This window comes from Paenibacillus sp. FSL R7-0273 (assembly GCF_000758625.1).
Lineage (GTDB): Bacteria > Bacillota > Bacilli > Paenibacillales > Paenibacillaceae > Paenibacillus_AQ.
The window spans coordinates 5,526,104-5,542,205 of record NZ_CP009283.1 but is presented as its reverse complement, the minus strand read 5'-3'; the positions used below and the strand labels follow the sequence as shown (position 1 = coordinate 5,542,205).

Here is a 16,102-nt window from a genome sequence, read left to right as displayed (position 1 = left end):
GAGAGGAGGTTCAAATATGAGCAGATTCCGGAAAATGCTTGTAGCCTGCACTGCTGTTATGCTGCTGCTGATGCTGTGCGTACCGGTAATGGCCGGAGCATCGGGGACGACGGACCGGCAGGCCGGGGCAGCCCAAAGCGGTCCAGTCTTTATCATTCCGGTGGATCAGGAAATTGAACGCGGCCTGCAGAGCTTTCTGGAGCGCGGATTTGCTGAAGCGGCAAACTACGGTGCGGTTCTGATTGTACTTGAAATCGATACGCCGGGGGGACTGGTGGACTCTGCCGAGCAGATTGGAACACTGGTCAGAGACAGCGAGATTCCGGTTACCGCCTATATTAAAGGCGACGCTGCGTCGGCAGGAAGCTACATAGCGCTGAACGCGGATACCATCATTATGAAGCCCGGGAGCATGATTGGTGCGGCTTCGCTGGTGGATATGAACGGAAACAGCGTGGATGACGCCAAGATGATCTCTTACTGGAAATCAAAAATGGTAGGAGCAGCCACGCTGAACGGGCGTGATCCCGACATTGCTGCCGGGATGATGGATGTGAATCTGGTTGTGAACAAGCCTGAGCTCGGTGTGAGCAAAACGGCAGGGCAGATTATTGCTCTGACCAGTGACGAGGCGCTGAAGGCAGGCTATGCCGAGCATCTGGCGGCTACCCCGGAAGAGGCGATTGGCTTGCTTGGCTACTCGACTGACGACATTTTTCACGTCAAGCAGACCGGCGCGGAGAAATTGTCGCATTTTCTCACCAATCCGCTTGTAATGGTCATTCTGCTCTTTATCGGAATTGCCGGAATCGTCATTGAGCTGCTCGTTCCGGGCTTCGGTGCTCCCGGTATTATCGGGACGCTGGCCTTCGCGCTGTATTTCTTCGGGAACTATGTGGCAGGCTTTGCGGGAGCAGAGACATGGCTGCTGTTCATTCTGGGGCTTGTCATGCTCGTTCTGGAGCTGTTTGTGCCTAGCTTCGGAATCCTCGGGCTGCTGGGTTCAATCTGTCTGATTGCCGGCGTTGTACGGGCAGCCTTCAGCTATACCCACGCCCTGCTTAATCTCGGCATCGCATTTGCCGCTGCGGCGGTAGTGATCGCGGTTGTTGTGGTTATTTTTAAGGAGCGCGGCATCTGGAACCGGTTCATCCTCCAGGAGAGTCTGACCAAAGAAGAAGGGTTTGTACCTGTGCTGGAAAAGCTAAGCCTTGTAGGTGCAGCTGGGTTGAGTGTTACTCCTCTGCGGCCGGCGGGAACTGCTATGTTCAACGGTGAACGTGTGGATGTAGTGACTGAAGGCAGCTTTATCAGCTCTGACCGGCCCGTTTCCGTCGTGAAGGTGGAGGGCGGACGGGTGGTTGTAAAGGAAACAACGGAATGACCTGCTGTCCGGCAGGCGGCAACAGATGATTTTAACAAAAAAAATGTAACGGAGGTTGGGAACGGGTATGGGTGAAGCTACTTGGATTCCTATTTTGCTGATCGCGGTTGTCGTGATCATTGTGTTGAGTGTGTTCTTCAGCTTCTTCCCGGTTATGCTCTGGATTTCTGCATGGGCATCCGGTGTGAGAATCAGCATTATTACGCTGGTGGCGATGAGACTGCGCCGGGTAACGCCGAGCCGGATTGTTAATCCTCTGATCAAGGCTACCAAAGCCGGCCTGGGGCTGAATATTAATCAGCTCGAAAGCCATTACCTCGCCGGAGGTAACGTTGACCGGGTTGTCAATGCGCTGATTGCGGCGCAGCGGGCCAATATCCCGCTTGAATTTACACGCGCAGCGGCTATCGACCTGGCCGGACGTGACGTGCTGCTGGCAGTGCAGATGAGCGTTAACCCGCGTGTTATTGAAACGCCGATTGTTGCAGCGGTTGCCCGGAACGGGATTGAGGTAAAGGTAAAAGCACGGGTAACGGTCCGGGCCAACATCGACCGGCTGGTCGGCGGTGCGGGTGAAGAGACTATCATTGCCCGTGTCGGTGAAGGGATTGTAACTACCGTAGGTTCCAGTAATTCGCACAAGGACGTACTGGAGAATCCGGATTCGATTTCCCGGACTGTGCTGTCGAAGGGGCTTGATTCCGGTACGGCTTTTGAAATTCTCTCGATTGATATTGCGGACGTTGATGTCGGCAAAAATATCGGCGCGTACCTGCAGACTGAGCAGGCCGAAGCGGACAAGCGCATCGCCCAGGCGAAAGCGGAGGAGCGCAGAGCAATGGCTGTTGCCCATGAGCAGGAGATGAAGGCAAAGGTTGTCGAAATGAAGGCGCTGGTTGTCGAATCGGAATCCCAGGTACCGCTGGCTATGGCGGAAGCGCTGCGGTCCGGACAGCTTGGTGTTATGGATTACATGAATCTCAAGAACATCGAGGCGGACACGCAGATGCGCGGGTCACTCGGTAAAGCGAATGACGGGGATGATCCGAACCGTCCGACCAATAAATAAGGGGATGTGAGATCCCATGGGCAGTCTGATTTATATTGCCGTGATTATTCTGATCGCAATCTTTACCAATGTGAATAAAGCGGCCAAGAACAGGAAAAAGCCGAATGCACGCGGCGGTATGCCGACCTTCGGAGGCGGAGGCGATGATCAGCCGCAGCGCAGAGACCGGGGTCCCGGGCCTGAGGGCAGTGAAATGCGTCCTGCCGGCTCCGGATTCCCCGCACCGGACAGCGGTATGCCCTCCCGGGACCGCTCATTCGGTGAGGAGCATGAGCATGAGCTGGCACCTGCCTGGAAGGAGTCCCCGCAGGTACCGACTCCCGATTATGAGACAGGTGAAGGGATGTCCTACGAGCAGTCCGGAGATCAGGAGGACAGTGTACAGGCCCGCACAGAACGGATGGAGCGCGAGCTGAAGCGTCTTCAGGCTGCGTATGACGGTATGGCTGCATACGGGCTGGAAAAGGGCACAGACGGGGCTGTGGAGGCCCCGGAGAACAGCAGGGCTGCTGTGTCTCCGCTTCCGGGCGGAGCGGCCGGCAGCGCCCAGGCTTTGCGCAACGGGCTCGTCTGGGCGGAGATACTCGGTCCCCCGCGTTCCCGGAGACCGCATTCGACTAGGCGGTAGGCCGGAACAGCATTTAAAGCAAGGCAAGCCTTTGGACCTTCATGGAGGGTCCAAAGGCTTTTTTGCGTTGGCGGCAGGCTCAATCCAGACAGGCTTCCGGCGCATTTATGGTCATCCTCGGGAGTATTTCTCATAAACAGCTGTGCCTCCGCATAAGGTGTAAAGAACGCAGGAAGGGGGAGAAGTCTACATATGACCCGTATCGGCCGCAGGCTGCGGGGATGGACAAACGGGGTACTGGATCTTCCGCAGGATGTGCTGCAGGAGCTGCCCCGGATCACCCTGATCGGCAATAAGGAGCTATATATCGAGAATCACCGCGGTGTGCTGCAGTTTTCGTCCGGACAGCTTACCATCGCGTTAGCCAAAGGTTCACTTGAAATCTCCGGACAGGAGCTAATGATCCGTAATATTCTAGGCCAGGAGCTGGCTGTTGAAGGCATTATCGGAGAAATCAGATACAAGGGAAGCGAGGAGAAACCATGAAAGAGCCGCCTCTGTCAGCACTGCGGGGGTTCGTTACACTGCATGTGACGGGACCTGCGGTGGAAAGCTTTATCAACGCCGTTACCGAAGCCGGCATCGTGATCTGGGAGGTGAAGCCTGCAAGGGACGGCGCTTCCCTGAACCTGCTGCTGGACGACTTCTTCAGCCTCCGGCCGCTTTTAAAAAAGACAGGCTGCCGCATGCACGTCACTGCGAGAAGCGGTATACCCTTCAGGCTTGCCAGGCTGTGGAGGCGCAAGCTTTTTTCTGGAGGCATCCTGCTGTTCGGGGTTATGCTTCTGCTGTTCTGCTCCATGATCTGGACGGTCCGGGTCGAAGGCAACCAGCGGATTGCCTCGGATGATCTGCTGGCCGCCGCGCGTCAGGAAGGGATATATCCGTTTCAGTGGATCTGGCGCATGGATGAGCCGGACATGCTCTCCAAGCGGATGATCTCCCGGGTGCCGGGAATCTCCTGGATTGGTGTGGAGCGGACCGGGACGAGCATCACCCTGCGGATTGTTGAGGCAGACCAGCCGGAGCAGCGTCCGCTGCTGACCCAGCGCCATCTGGTCAGCAGAACGGATGCGGTGGTTACCGGGATCTATGCGGAGCAGGGCAGACCTGTTGTGGGCCTCAATGCCCGGGTCAAAAAAGGACAAATTCTCATATCAGGCGCTTTGGGCGATGAGGAAAACATAGAGTACGTAGTAGCCAAGGGCGAGGTAAGGGGTCTTGTCTGGCATGAATACAATATCGAGGTTCCCCTTAAGACAACCGGCAGCACCTATACAGGAGAGCGGAAAGACCGGACCTACCTTGTCATAGGGGACTGGGCAGTTCAGCTGTGGGGATACGGCAAGGCGGGCTTCAGCAAATCACGCACGCTCACGGAGAATAATATGCTGTCCTGGCGTTCCCTTCAGCTGCCGCTGGGCGTGATGACGGAGAAGGAGCTGGAGGTTGAGTATTCGTCCTCGGTAAAGACGGCGGAAGAGGCGAGGGCGGAGGGAATTGCCCGCGCCAAAAGCGATATTTTGGCCCGTTACGGCACTGACAGCACCATTAAAAGTCAAAAAATTTTGCATGAGAAGAAAGACAATGGTAAAGTTTATATGAAAGTGCTGTTTGAGGTGGAAGAGAGAATCGCGGAAGAACTTCCGATAGTAAACAACTGAGGAGAATGAGGCTACTTGTCAGAACAGACTGCAAGCATTCGTATATCTTTGCAAAATGCGGGAGAAGCGCAATCCCTGTTCGGCCCGCAGGATGGATTTCTGAAGATCATTGAAAGTGAAATTCCGGCAGTGATTGACTCCCGTGAAGCGGAAATCACGATACGCGGGGCTGAGCGTCAGGTGGACATGCTGGAGCAGCTGTTTAACGTGCTGCTGTCCCTGATCCGCAGCGGATATATTCTCAGTGAGCGTGATGTCCAGTATGCGGTGGAGCTGGCTAAGGAGTTCCGTGCCGATCAGCTGCTGGACCTGTTCAAGGGTGAAATCACGACCACGTTCCGCGGCAAGCCGATCCGTGTCAAAACCATCGGCCAGAAGCATTATGTGACCACGATCAAGAAACGCGATATCGTCTTTGGTATCGGGCCTGCGGGAACGGGTAAAACCTACCTTGCCGTTGTCCTGGCTGTTGCTGCCCTCAAGGAAGGCTCCGTGAAGCGGATTGTGCTTACCCGTCCTGCTGTCGAAGCAGGCGAAAGCCTCGGCTTTCTGCCGGGTGATCTGCAGGAGAAGGTTGATCCGTATCTCCGTCCGCTCTACGACGCCCTGTACGACGTTATGGGGCCGGATCAGGTGGCCAAAGCGCTTGAACGGGGACTGATTGAAATAGCACCGCTCGCCTATATGCGCGGACGTACCCTGGACGATTCTTTTATTATCCTGGATGAAGCCCAGAATACGACTCCCGAGCAGATGAAGATGTTCCTGACCCGGCTCGGCTTCGGCTCCAAAATGGTCATCACCGGTGACGTCACCCAGATCGACCTGCCGCGCGGCAAGAAATCAGGATTAATCGAAGCTAAGGCGATTTTATCCGGCATTGAGGAGCTCGGGTTTGTGTATTTTGCTGAACAGGATGTAGTAAGACATTCCCTGGTCCAGAAAATTATCGTAGCCTATGACCGCTCTGCCGAAAACCTCGACTAACAAAGGGGACTGTCCTCATGGCTTCAAAGCAACCATCGAAACTAAGCGGATTCGTATACAGCAATACCGGATGGAAGTATAGCGCGGCGACGCGCTATGCTCTTTTCCTGTTCCTGGGGCTGGTCTTCTACTTCAGCCTTTCTTCAGATCTGCTGCCGAAACGCTATGATATTAAAGTGAATACAACCAGCGCCAAGGAGATTTCGGCCCCGAAGCAGATTCTTGATAACAAGGCGAAGCTGAAGGCCCAGGAAGCTGCGGCGGAGGGTGTCCAGAACAAGTATGCCATTATACCGATCAGGGCGGATAGCCTTGTTACCCTGCTGCTGGACCGGATTGACAGCCTGAATCAGGATGATCTGATCTCGCAAAGCGAAAAAATCGGCATTTACAAGGATGTTATTCCGCAGCGGGCCAATGATTTTGTACAGAGCTTTATCAATTCCAGCCGCAGCGCCGGTACCTATTCCGATACGCTCCTGGAGGAGATCCAGACCGGCATTGCTGAACAGGCCTATACCATTCCTGAAGAGACCTATATCAAAATTCCGCGGCTGACCACCCAGGATATCATCGAAATGAAGCAGGTTGCCCGGGAAATTGTCATCAAGCTGATGAATGACCAGATTGTCGACGCCCAGACCGCCCGCGCCAAGGTAGCGGAGCAGGTCAGCGTCAGCTCACTCAGCCAGCGGACCGCCCGTGAAGTAACCCAGGAGCTGGTCCGGCTGGTCATTATGCCTAATAAATTTTTTGATGAGGAAGCCACCAAGGAAGCTAAGGTTGAAGCACGCGAAAATACACCTGATGTGTTCATTGAGCAGGGCGATGTGCTTGTAGCCAAAGGAGAAATGATCACACCTGAGCTGTATGCGCTCCTCGATGAGAACGGGCTGCTCAGCAATGAGGTTAACTACTGGCCGCAATTCGGCCTGCTGCTGCTGTCGGTCATGCTCTCTGCCGGACTGATGGTATTCATCCGCTATTCGGGAGGCACCGGCAGCTCAGGGTTCAAGTACAATAACTCCCAGCTTCTGATGCTGGTGCTGGTCTTTGTGATCACCATGATCACCATGAAGCTGGCAGCCTTCCTGCAGACCGATGTCCGCTACTATGTCGGCTTCCTGGCTCCGGTCGCCATCGGGGCGATGCTGATAGCTATGCTGCTGGACATGACACTGGCATATTTCTGCTCCATTCTGTTCAGCGTGCTCGCCAGCATTATTCTGAACGTGCAGCAGAATACGGTATTTGATTTTACCTTTGGCTTCTTTGCGCTGGTAGTATCGTATGTGGCGATTTTTGCCACGCATCGCGCCGGCCAGCGTTCCACGCTCCTAAAAGGCGGGATCATGGTCTCCCTATTCGGCACCGTCACTGTGTTTATGCTGAAGCTGCTCGGCGGCGGGGCCTGGAATGATACGCAGACCTTGTATTCGCTTGGCTTTGCTTTTGCCGGGGGACTGCTGACAGCAGTGCTTGTAATCGGGCTGATGCCGTTCTTTGAAGCTACCTTCGGTATCCTGTCGGCGCTGAAGCTGGTAGAGCTGTCTAACCCGAATCACCCTTTGCTGCGCAAGCTGCTTACAGAAACACCGGGAACCTATCATCACAGCGTCATGGTCGGAAACCTGTCGGAAGCGGCAGCGGAGGCAATTGGAGCAGACGGCCTGCTATGCCGGGTAGGCTCCTATTATCACGACATCGGGAAGACGAAGCGGCCGTTTTATTTTATTGAGAATCAGAACAATATGGAGAATCCGCATGATTCGATTGAGCCGGCGCTCAGCAAATCCATCATTGTGGCGCATGCCCGTGACGGGGTGGAGATGCAGAAGGAGTACAAGCTGCCCAAGCCGATCCGCGACATTGCCGAGCAGCATCACGGCACGACGTTCCTGCATTATTTTTACCATAAGGCGCTGAAGATAGCGGAGGAAAAGGGCGTTTCGCCTGATTTCACCGAAGAGGATTTCCGTTATCCCGGGCCGAAGGCGCAGTCTAAGGAGGCTGCGGTGGTCGGTATCGCCGACAGTGTGGAAGCAGCGGTCCGTTCACTACGTAAGCCAACCGTTGTTCAAGTAGAGACAATGATTGAAAAGATAATAAAAAGCAGGCTGGACGACCACCAGTTTGATGAATGTGACCTGACGATCAAGGAGCTGGACATTATTGCCCGGACGCTCAAAGAGACGGTCATGGGGATTTTTCACTCGCGGATCGAATATCCTGAAGAAGTGAAGAAACCGAAGAATGAGGAAGGGGCGGCTACAACATGAGTCTGGCCATCAATTGGAATAATGAGCAGGAAGAATACGAGATAACGGACGCTCTGATAGCGCTTCTGGACAGCATTCTGCAAAAAGCAGGTGAAGCCGAAGGAATGGATAAGGGAGAGGTCGACCTTACTTTTGTGGATAACGACCGCATTCATGAGCTGAACCGTGAATACCGGGGGATTGACCGCCCAACGGATGTGCTGTCGTTTGCAATGAATGAAGCCGGGGAGGACGAACCGGAGATTATATATGCGGTTGACGGGGATGAAGAATACGGGGAGATTCCAAACTCGCTGGGTGATATTATTATCTCGGTTACACGCGCTAAGGAGCAGGCAGAGGAATACGGCCACTCCCTGGAGCGGGAGCTTGGCTTCCTGTTCGTGCACGGCTTCCTGCACCTGCTGGGCTACGATCATCAGGATGCTGAATCAGAGGCCGAGATGATGTCCAAACAGGAGCAGGTACTGGTACAGGTGGGGTTGACCCGCTAATGGTCAAAAATACGGCGGTAGGCCACAAAAAATTCTGGCATTCATTCCGGTTTGCGGCGCATGGCATTGCCTCCGCGTTCAAATCAGAGCTGAATATGAAGGTGCATAGTGTACTGGCTGTAGCGGTGCTTGCCGCTGCAGCGTTTTTCAGGCTTCCTCCTTTAAGCTGGATACTGCTGCTGCTGGCAATAACGCTTGTACTGAGCACAGAGCTATTGAATACGGCAATAGAAGCGACGATTGATCTGGTGTCGCCGGATATTCATCCCCTGGCCAAGACCGCCAAAGATACCGCCGCAGGAGCTGTGCTGCTTACGGCGGTTTTTGCCGTTATTGTGGGAATCTACGTTTTTTATCATCCGGTGATGGACTGGATCACCGGGTTTATGTCATAATCAGTTTACAACTTAAGCTGAAGCTTGAGGCGGACCGGCGTTTTGTGCCCTCCGCCATCTTGTATTAGCCGAGATGCAGCATCCATGCATGTAAGGTGCCGGAATCTAATGGTGTGTAAACTGGCAGCCGCTCTGATTGCTCACAAACTATGTGGATGCTTTCGCACAGGCTGGGGCGAAGTGTAACGATGAAAAAGATGCTGAACAAACTAGGTGAACGCTTACGAAGACCGTTTTGGACGGGTTCACTCAGGTAGTATATGCTGAACATACTTGGGCACATGCTTACGAAGTGAGTTTGCCGAAGTAGAGCCATGAAGAAGCTGCTAAACAAACTAAGTGAATGCTTACGAAGAGAGTTTTGTACGAAGTCACTCAGGTAGCATATGCTGACAAAACTTTTAGGAGGGCCAATATGGAATCTGCTCTACTTCTTCAGGAAGCGATTAAGGCCAGAGCCAATGCCTATATACCGTATTCCCGTTTCGGCGTCGGTGCTGCCCTGCTGGATCAGGACGGCCATGTCCACCACGGCTGCAACATCGAAAATGCCGCCTATGGCCCGACGAACTGCGGCGAGCGGACCGCGCTGTTCCGTGCTGTCGCCGACGGCCATAAGCCGGGCAGCTTCCGGGCGATCGCCGTTGTTGCCGATACCGATGGACCTGTATCCCCTTGCGGCGTCTGCCGCCAGGTTATGGTCGAGCTGTGCAGCCCCGATATGAAGGTTATCCTCGGCAACCTGAAGGGCGACATGGTCGAGACGACCGTGCGGGATTTGCTGCCCGGCGCGTTTACAACCGCGGATCTGGAGCAGGGGCAGGCGCCGGAGTAGACTGGCCTTTTGTTCCCTGGCAGATTGCTGCCTGGCCGATTGTGCATGGCCGTTTGTTGCCAAGCCAATTGCTGCCTGATCAGTTGCTATCTGGACAGTTGCTATTTGGCCTGCTGGTGCTGGCCAGTTGTTCTCTGATCAGTTGCCACTTGGCCTGCTCGTGCCGGCCGAAGAGCTACGCTCAGGCTTAATTGCACTTTGTACACTTAAACCTGGCTATATTTGCCCGCAGCTGAGAATAACTGCAGTTTGTGCAACTATTTTGGTGTTTTTGTGCCCAAAACGTTCAAATTGCCAAAAATAACTGCACAAAATACAACTAAACCAGCAAAACAGCCGATTCAGGCTGAAATAATTGTACAAAATACAACTAAAGCCTCCGTCGTCGTGGACCCAGCGCTGATAACCTCTGGCCAACGAAAAAGAGCGTATAATGTGACTACGTTATTTAACTACTATCTCGTATCTCCGCCTCGCTGGGGAACCCCTGTAGGTAGGGATGAGTGGTCTGAAAGATTGGTTAGTTAACAAACTCCCGGGCGCCACCGTCCAGCGTGTTCCCGCAGGGAACGAAAGCGCTCATTGCACCACATGCCCGCTCCTGCACCGACAGTCACTTGCACGCCACTACAAGCGCGACAGTCCAGCGTGTTCCCGCAGGGAACGAAAGCGCTCTTAGCACCATATGCCTGCTCGAAGCGCCGCTTACCTTTGGTAGCGACCATTTCCGGGTGTCCAGAGGGCCGGGGCCCGTGGGGTCCCCCTTGGCTAAGGGGGATTTAGGGGGATCGAAAAAGTTTTTAAGCTTTTTAATTTTTGTTTTAACACGAAAGGGAAGATCATATGAAATTCAAATCAGGGTTTGTCGCCATTATCGGCAGACCAAATGTAGGCAAATCGACACTCATGAACCAGGTGATCGGCCAGAAAATCGCCATCATGTCGGACAAGCCGCAGACGACGCGCAACAAAATCCACGGGGTGTACACGGCGAACAACTCGCAGATCGTGTTCCTGGACACGCCGGGTATCCATAAAAGACAGTCCAAGCTGGGCGATTACATGAACCAGACGGCGCTCAGTACTCTGCATGAGGTGGAGGCTGTGCTGTTCCTGGTGGATGCGTCTGAAGGGATGGGCGGCGGTGACCGGTTTATCGCAGAGCAGCTGAAAGAGGTTAAGACCCCGGTAATCCTGGTCATGAACAAAATTGACAAAATCGAGCCGGAAGCACTGCTTCCGCTGATTACAGAGTATAACAAGCTGCATACGTTTGCTGAAATCGTTCCGATTTCCGCCAAGGTGGGCAGTAACGTGAATACCCTGCTGGAGCAGATTTCTAAGTATCTGCCGGAAGGGCCGCAGTATTATCCGGAGGACCAGGTAACGGACCATCCGGAGCAATTCGTCTGTGCCGAGCTGATCCGCGAGAAGATTCTGCACATGACCCGCGAAGAGGTGCCGCATTCCATAGCGGTAGGTATTGAAGATATGCGTGTTGAGCAGAACGGTGTGGTGCATATCAGCGCGATTATTTTTGTTGAGCGCGATTCGCAGAAGGGCATCATTATCGGCAAGCAGGGTGCGCTGCTGAAGGAAGTCGGCAGACGGGCCCGCACCGATATTCAGAACCTGCTGGGATCGAAGATTTTCTTGGAGCTATGGGTAAAAGTGAAAAAAGACTGGCGCAACCAGGACCGAGTTCTGCGCGATTTAGGCTTCCATAAAGACCTTTAATCCGGTGTGGCAGCGGGTATGGCAGGAATTGCAAGGATAAACCTCAGCACAGCGCACATCCTAGATCTGAAGAGACATCGTGTTTCCGAAGAAAGGATGAATACGAATGCGAGATTTTTCGTGGAAGTATTTTGCAATGACTGGAGATGTCGATGCTTATCTGCTGTACAGGCAAGCTAGAGAGCCGCTGGAAACGGGCGGACCGCTGTCTGCGGAGGAAGAGCAGGTTCTTGATGAAGAAGCGGAATAGGGACTGGTTGCTTGCCGGATGGTTGGGGGAAGAGGCATGCTACACAGGGTGGAAGGGATCGTCATCCGCAGTATGGATTACGGCGAAGGGAACGCCATCATTACGCTTTGCACCGAGAACGCGGGCAAGGTAGGCGTTCTTGTGCGCGGCGCCAAAAAGGTCAAAAGCCGTCATGCTGCGCTAATCCAGCTGTTTACAACCGGCGAATTTGTATTTTTCCGCAACAACGGGGGACTGGGTACCCTGAATGCAGGGGAGATTACACAGTCCCGCCACGGGCTGCGGACAGATCTGGTCAAAGCGGCTTATGCGTCATACGCCTGCGAGCTGCTTGACCGAGTATTGCATGATGAGGAGACCGGCAGCTTCTGGTTCCGCCAGCTGTCGGCATGTCTCAGTGCACTGGAGGAAGACAAGGAACCGGGCATCATTATTAATGTTTTTGAGATGAAAATACTGCAGGCCGCAGGGTATGGGCCGCAGCTGGACCAGTGCATCGCCTGCGGGCTGGATAAGCCCGCTGAAGAGCTGCGGATCAGTCCGCGGCTCGGCGGTGTGCTGTGCCGCAGCTGCAGGCACAATGATCCTCCGGCGATGGAGATTTCTCCGCGTGCGCTGAAGCTGCTGCGCGTATTCGCTGCCCTTGACCTGACACGCCTCGGCAATGTCGATGTAAAGGAAGCAACCCGCAGCGAGCTTAAGACGGTTATGCGTGCCTTCATGGACGCCCAGCTCGGGCTGAAGCTGAAGTCACAGGGCTTCCTTGACCAGCTGGATAAATACAATATTTGACGAATCCCGAAAATTCCGTTACTATGGGAACAGTTTCTTTTTAATTTTACAGCCGTGTAATACTCTGAGTGATCGGAGACGTGCAGTGATCGGGAAAGTAATGGACACAGTTGCCGCTTAAGCGAGCCGGGGAGAGTGGAAGCCCGGCAGCGCATGGTTCATGAACAGGGCACCCGGGAGTGCGGAAACGGCCGAAGGAAAAGTGGATTTCGTCTATTCGTGGCGTAATCAAGTAGGGTGGAACCGCGGGAGTATATGTCAAGCTCTCGTCCCTATGTCTGGATATCAGGCATGGGGGCGGGGGCTTTTTTGTATTGCAGGGGCTTGTTACATCGACAGGCTCTGCAGCATAGAAGAACGCCGCCTCCATCGCGGCACAGTAAGATGCTTCACGGCAGCGATGCCAATACACTTGTAAAGCGAAGGAGTCGGTAGTATGAATTTTCAGCAGATGATTTTGACGCTGCAGCAGTTCTGGGCAGAACAGAACTGTATTCTCGTCAACCCGTACGATACGGAAAAAGGGGCCGGAACGATGAACCCTATGACGTTTTTGCGCTCACTGGGGCCCGAGCCGTGGAAAGTGGCTTATGTAGAGCCTTCCCGCCGCCCGTCGGACGGCCGTTATGGCGAGAACCCGAACCGTCTGTATCAGCATCACCAGTTCCAGGTCATCATCAAGCCTTCGCCGGACAACATCCAGGAGCTGTACCTGGACAGTCTGAAGGCACTGGGCGTAGACCCGCTTTTGCATGACATCCGTTTTGTTGAAGATAACTGGGAGAATCCGTCGCTGGGCTGTGCGGGCCTCGGCTGGGAGGTTTGGCTGGACGGTATGGAGATCACACAGTTCACTTACTTCCAGCAGGTCGGCGGAATTGAGACCAGTCCTGTGGCAGTAGAAATTACCTATGGGATGGAGCGTCTGGCTTCCTACATTCAGGAGAAGGAAAATGTATTTGATCTGGAGTGGGTGGACGGCGTGACCTACGGTGACGTTTTCCATCAGCCTGAGGTTGAGCATTCCACATATACCTTTGAAGTATCCGATGTGCAGATGCTGTTTACCCTGTTTAACACCTATGAACAGGAAGCGCGCAGAGCCATGGAGAACCATCTGGTGTTCCCGGCCTACGATTATGTGCTGAAATGCTCGCATACCTTCAACCTTTTGGATGCGCGCGGAGCAATCAGTGTAACGGAACGGACCGGCTTTATTACAAGAGTGCGTAATCTGGCCCGTACGGTTGCCGCGACCTATATGGAGGAACGCGAGAAGCTGGGCTTCCCGCTGCTGAAGAAAGAAGGTGCTGAGCATGTCTAAAGATATTTTGTTCGAGATTGGACTTGAGGAAATTCCGGCCCGGTTTATCCGGGCGGCGATGGAGCAGCTGCAGGACAGAACAGCCAAATGGCTGGATGCTTCCCGCATTGAGCATAGCGGAGTGACGGCATATGCTACACCGCGCAGACTGGCTGTACTGGTAAAAGAAGCTGCTGAGAAGCAGTCTGATGTCAGTGAAGAGGTAAAGGGTCCTTCCCGCAAAATCGCACTTGATGCTAACGGTGACTGGAGCAAGGCGGCGCTTGGTTTTGCCCGCAGCCAGGGTGTAGATCCTGAACAGTTCACATTCAAGGAGCTGGCAGGCGTTGAATACATCTATGTGACCAAAAACAGCGACGGCGTGGAGACCTCCTCCCTGCTTGTCGAGGGATTGACCGGAATCGTGAATGCGATGACCTTCCCGAAAAATATGCGCTGGGGTGCTTATGACTTCAAGTTTGTCCGCCCGATCCGCTGGCTGGTAGCTTTGTTCGGCCAGGAGATTGTTAATCTGGAAATCACTGGCGTCAAAGCAGGCAATGTGAGCCGCGGCCACCGTTTCCTGGGTACGGATGCTGTGATTGCCCAGCCGGCAGATTATGTTGAAGCGCTGCGCGCGCAGCATGTGCTGGTGGACGTGAAGGAACGCGAGGCACTGATTCTGGAGCAGATCAACAAGCTGGCTGCAGAAAAAGAATGGACAATCGCCATTAAGGAAGACTTGCTGGAAGAGGTCCTGTTCCTGGTAGAGACACCGACTGTGCTGTTCGGTACCTTTGATCCTTCCTTCCTGGACATTCCGCAGGATGTGCTGATTACTTCGATGCGTGAGCACCAGCGTTATTTCCCTGTGCTGGACAGTGCCGGCAAGCTGCTGCCGTTCTTCGTAACTGTGCGCAATGGTAATGCGGAATCGCTTGATGTGATTGCCAAAGGGAACGAAAAGGTACTGCGCGCCCGCCTGTCGGATGCCAAGTTCTTCTATGAAGAAGACCAGAAGCTGCAGATCAGCGATGCCCTTGCCAAGCTCGAAAATATCGTTTATCAGGTAGAGCTGGGCAGCGTAGGCGACAAAGTGCGCAGAATCCGGGCCATTGCCGATTCCCTGGCCGCCAAGCTTGGACTGTCTGCAGCTGCAGCAGCTGAAGTAAGCCGCACTGCCGATATCTGCAAATTCGACCTGGTAACCCAGATGGTGGGTGAATTCCCTGAGCTCCAGGGCACGATGGGTGAGGATTACGCCCGCAAAGCCGGAGAAGCCGAGAATGTGGCAAAAGGAATCTTCGAGCACTACCAGCCGCGTTTTGCCGGAGACAGTGTGCCTTCGACTGAAGCAGGCCTTGTAGTCAGCCTAGCTGATAAAATCGACACGATTGTCGGCAGCTTTTCCATCGGAATCATCCCGACCGGTTCCCAGGACCCTTATGCGCTGCGCCGTCAGGCGGCAGGTATTGTGCAGATGCTTCTGGAGCACAAGCTGTCCATCAGCTTACAGGAAATTTTCACTGCAGCCGTGGAAGTACATGAAAATTTACGTTCAGAGAAACATTTTGCCCCTGAATTGCGTAATAACCTGTACGAGTTCTTCGGTCTGCGTGTAAAACGCCTGCTGGCTGATGACAATATCCGCTATGATGTTGTAGAAGCAGTAACGGCTGCAGGGTTTGACGATATCGTTGATGTGGTCGGCCGAAGCCGGGCGCTTACCGAGGCTGTAAGTACTCAGGATGATTTTAAAGTGACTGTAGATTCGCTGACCCGTGTCAGCAATCTGGCTGCTAAAGCCGGAGAAGGTGCTGTTATCGAGCCTTCCCTGCTGAAGGAGGAAGCCGAAGTTAAGCTGTATGAGACATGGCAGAGCATCCATGCGCCTTATCAGGAAGCGATTGCTGCCCGTAATGCCGCTGAAGCGCTGCGGATTCTGTCCGGCTTGAAGGATGCCGTTACCGGCTTCTTCGATTCCGTAATGGTTATGGCCGAGGACGAGCAGATCCGTACGAACCGTCTGGCGCTGTTGGCAGGCGTGGATGCAGATTCCAGAGTCTTTGCTGATTTTGGCAAGCTGGTCTGGTAATTGCTCTGGCGGGTATTGGAGCGCCTTGGCTTTAATAGGGCTTTGTTATAGGAAGCGATCACGTTTTTTTGGGCAGCCGGCCTAAAAATGTTGTGATTTTGTGTGAACTATGGTATAGATCGATGCTTTGGGGTATAAATATACGGAACGGTGCCAATGCGTAAGTTGACATCCGTTCCGTATTTATGCT

Annotated in this window: 15 protein-coding genes; all 15 read left to right on the top strand. The window is 53.8% G+C overall.

The features are described from left to right. The first annotated feature begins 16 nt into the window (after positions 1 to 16). The 15 genes from R70723_RS23925 (at position 17) to glyS (ending at position 15,912) form a co-directional block, all read left to right on the top strand. Positions 17 to 1,384 (top strand): NfeD family protein, encoded by a 1,368-nt coding sequence (locus R70723_RS23925; RefSeq protein WP_039876076.1) that lies wholly within the window; start codon positions 17 to 19, stop codon positions 1,382 to 1,384. A 67-nt stretch (positions 1,385 to 1,451) separates the two neighbouring features. Then, positions 1,452 to 2,453: a flotillin-like protein FloA gene (floA, locus tag R70723_RS23920; protein ID WP_039876074.1), complete on the top strand. Its 1,002-nt coding sequence runs from the start codon at positions 1,452 to 1,454 to the stop codon at positions 2,451 to 2,453. 16 nt (positions 2,454 to 2,469) lie between these two features. Next, positions 2,470 to 3,081 (top strand): YqfB family membrane protein, encoded by a 612-nt coding sequence (locus R70723_RS23915; protein WP_039876071.1) that lies wholly within the window; start codon positions 2,470 to 2,472, stop codon positions 3,079 to 3,081. A 192-nt stretch (positions 3,082 to 3,273) separates the two neighbouring features. Continuing rightward, positions 3,274 to 3,567: a sporulation protein YqfC gene (gene yqfC, locus R70723_RS23910; protein ID WP_039876069.1), complete on the top strand. Its 294-nt coding sequence runs from the start codon at positions 3,274 to 3,276 to the stop codon at positions 3,565 to 3,567. Then, on the top strand, positions 3,564 to 4,745 hold the full coding sequence (gene yqfD / locus R70723_RS23905; protein ID WP_039876066.1) for a sporulation protein YqfD: 1,182 nt from the start codon (positions 3,564 to 3,566) through the stop codon (positions 4,743 to 4,745). Before yqfC ends, yqfD begins: the two co-directional genes overlap by 4 nt. Positions 4,746 to 4,760: 15 nt before the next feature. Further along, positions 4,761 to 5,732 (top strand): PhoH family protein, encoded by a 972-nt coding sequence (locus tag R70723_RS23900; protein ID WP_039876064.1) that lies wholly within the window; start codon positions 4,761 to 4,763, stop codon positions 5,730 to 5,732. Positions 5,733 to 5,749: 17 nt separating this feature from the next. Continuing rightward, positions 5,750 to 8,011, top strand: coding sequence for an HD family phosphohydrolase (locus R70723_RS23895; protein WP_039876061.1), 2,262 nt, complete (start codon positions 5,750 to 5,752; stop codon positions 8,009 to 8,011). Then, positions 8,008 to 8,505 carry an rRNA maturation RNase YbeY gene (gene ybeY / locus R70723_RS23890; protein WP_039876058.1) on the top strand — a complete coding sequence of 166 codons (498 nt, stop codon included), beginning with the start codon at positions 8,008 to 8,010 and terminating at the stop codon, positions 8,503 to 8,505. The genes R70723_RS23895 and ybeY overlap by 4 nt, the downstream gene beginning before the upstream one ends. Beyond that, on the top strand, positions 8,505 to 8,900 hold the full coding sequence (locus R70723_RS23885) for a diacylglycerol kinase family protein (protein ID WP_039876057.1): 396 nt from the start codon (positions 8,505 to 8,507) through the stop codon (positions 8,898 to 8,900). The genes ybeY and R70723_RS23885 overlap by 1 nt, the downstream gene beginning before the upstream one ends. A gap of 415 nt (positions 8,901 to 9,315) precedes the next feature. Beyond that, positions 9,316 to 9,735: a cytidine deaminase gene (locus R70723_RS23880; RefSeq protein ID WP_039876054.1), complete on the top strand. Its 420-nt coding sequence runs from the start codon at positions 9,316 to 9,318 to the stop codon at positions 9,733 to 9,735. Between the two features lie 843 nt (positions 9,736 to 10,578). Continuing rightward, positions 10,579 to 11,472, top strand: coding sequence for a GTPase Era (gene era, locus R70723_RS23875; protein ID WP_039876052.1), 894 nt, complete (start codon positions 10,579 to 10,581; stop codon positions 11,470 to 11,472). A 106-nt stretch (positions 11,473 to 11,578) separates the two neighbouring features. Next, on the top strand, positions 11,579 to 11,722 hold the full coding sequence (locus R70723_RS34135) for a YqzL family protein (protein WP_076418347.1): 144 nt from the start codon (positions 11,579 to 11,581) through the stop codon (positions 11,720 to 11,722). 36 nt (positions 11,723 to 11,758) lie between these two features. Beyond that, on the top strand, positions 11,759 to 12,514 hold the full coding sequence (gene recO / locus R70723_RS23870; RefSeq protein ID WP_039876049.1) for a DNA repair protein RecO: 756 nt from the start codon (positions 11,759 to 11,761) through the stop codon (positions 12,512 to 12,514). A 436-nt stretch (positions 12,515 to 12,950) separates the two neighbouring features. Then, complete coding sequence (glyQ, locus tag R70723_RS23865) at positions 12,951 to 13,838, top strand: glycine--tRNA ligase subunit alpha (RefSeq protein WP_039876047.1); 888 nt, start codon at positions 12,951 to 12,953, stop codon at positions 13,836 to 13,838. Further along, entirely contained in the window at positions 13,831 to 15,912 is a 2,082-nt protein-coding gene (gene glyS / locus R70723_RS23860) for a glycine--tRNA ligase subunit beta (protein ID WP_039876046.1), read from the top strand. The genes glyQ and glyS overlap by 8 nt, the downstream gene beginning before the upstream one ends. Positions 15,913 to 16,102: the final 190 nt, after the last annotated feature.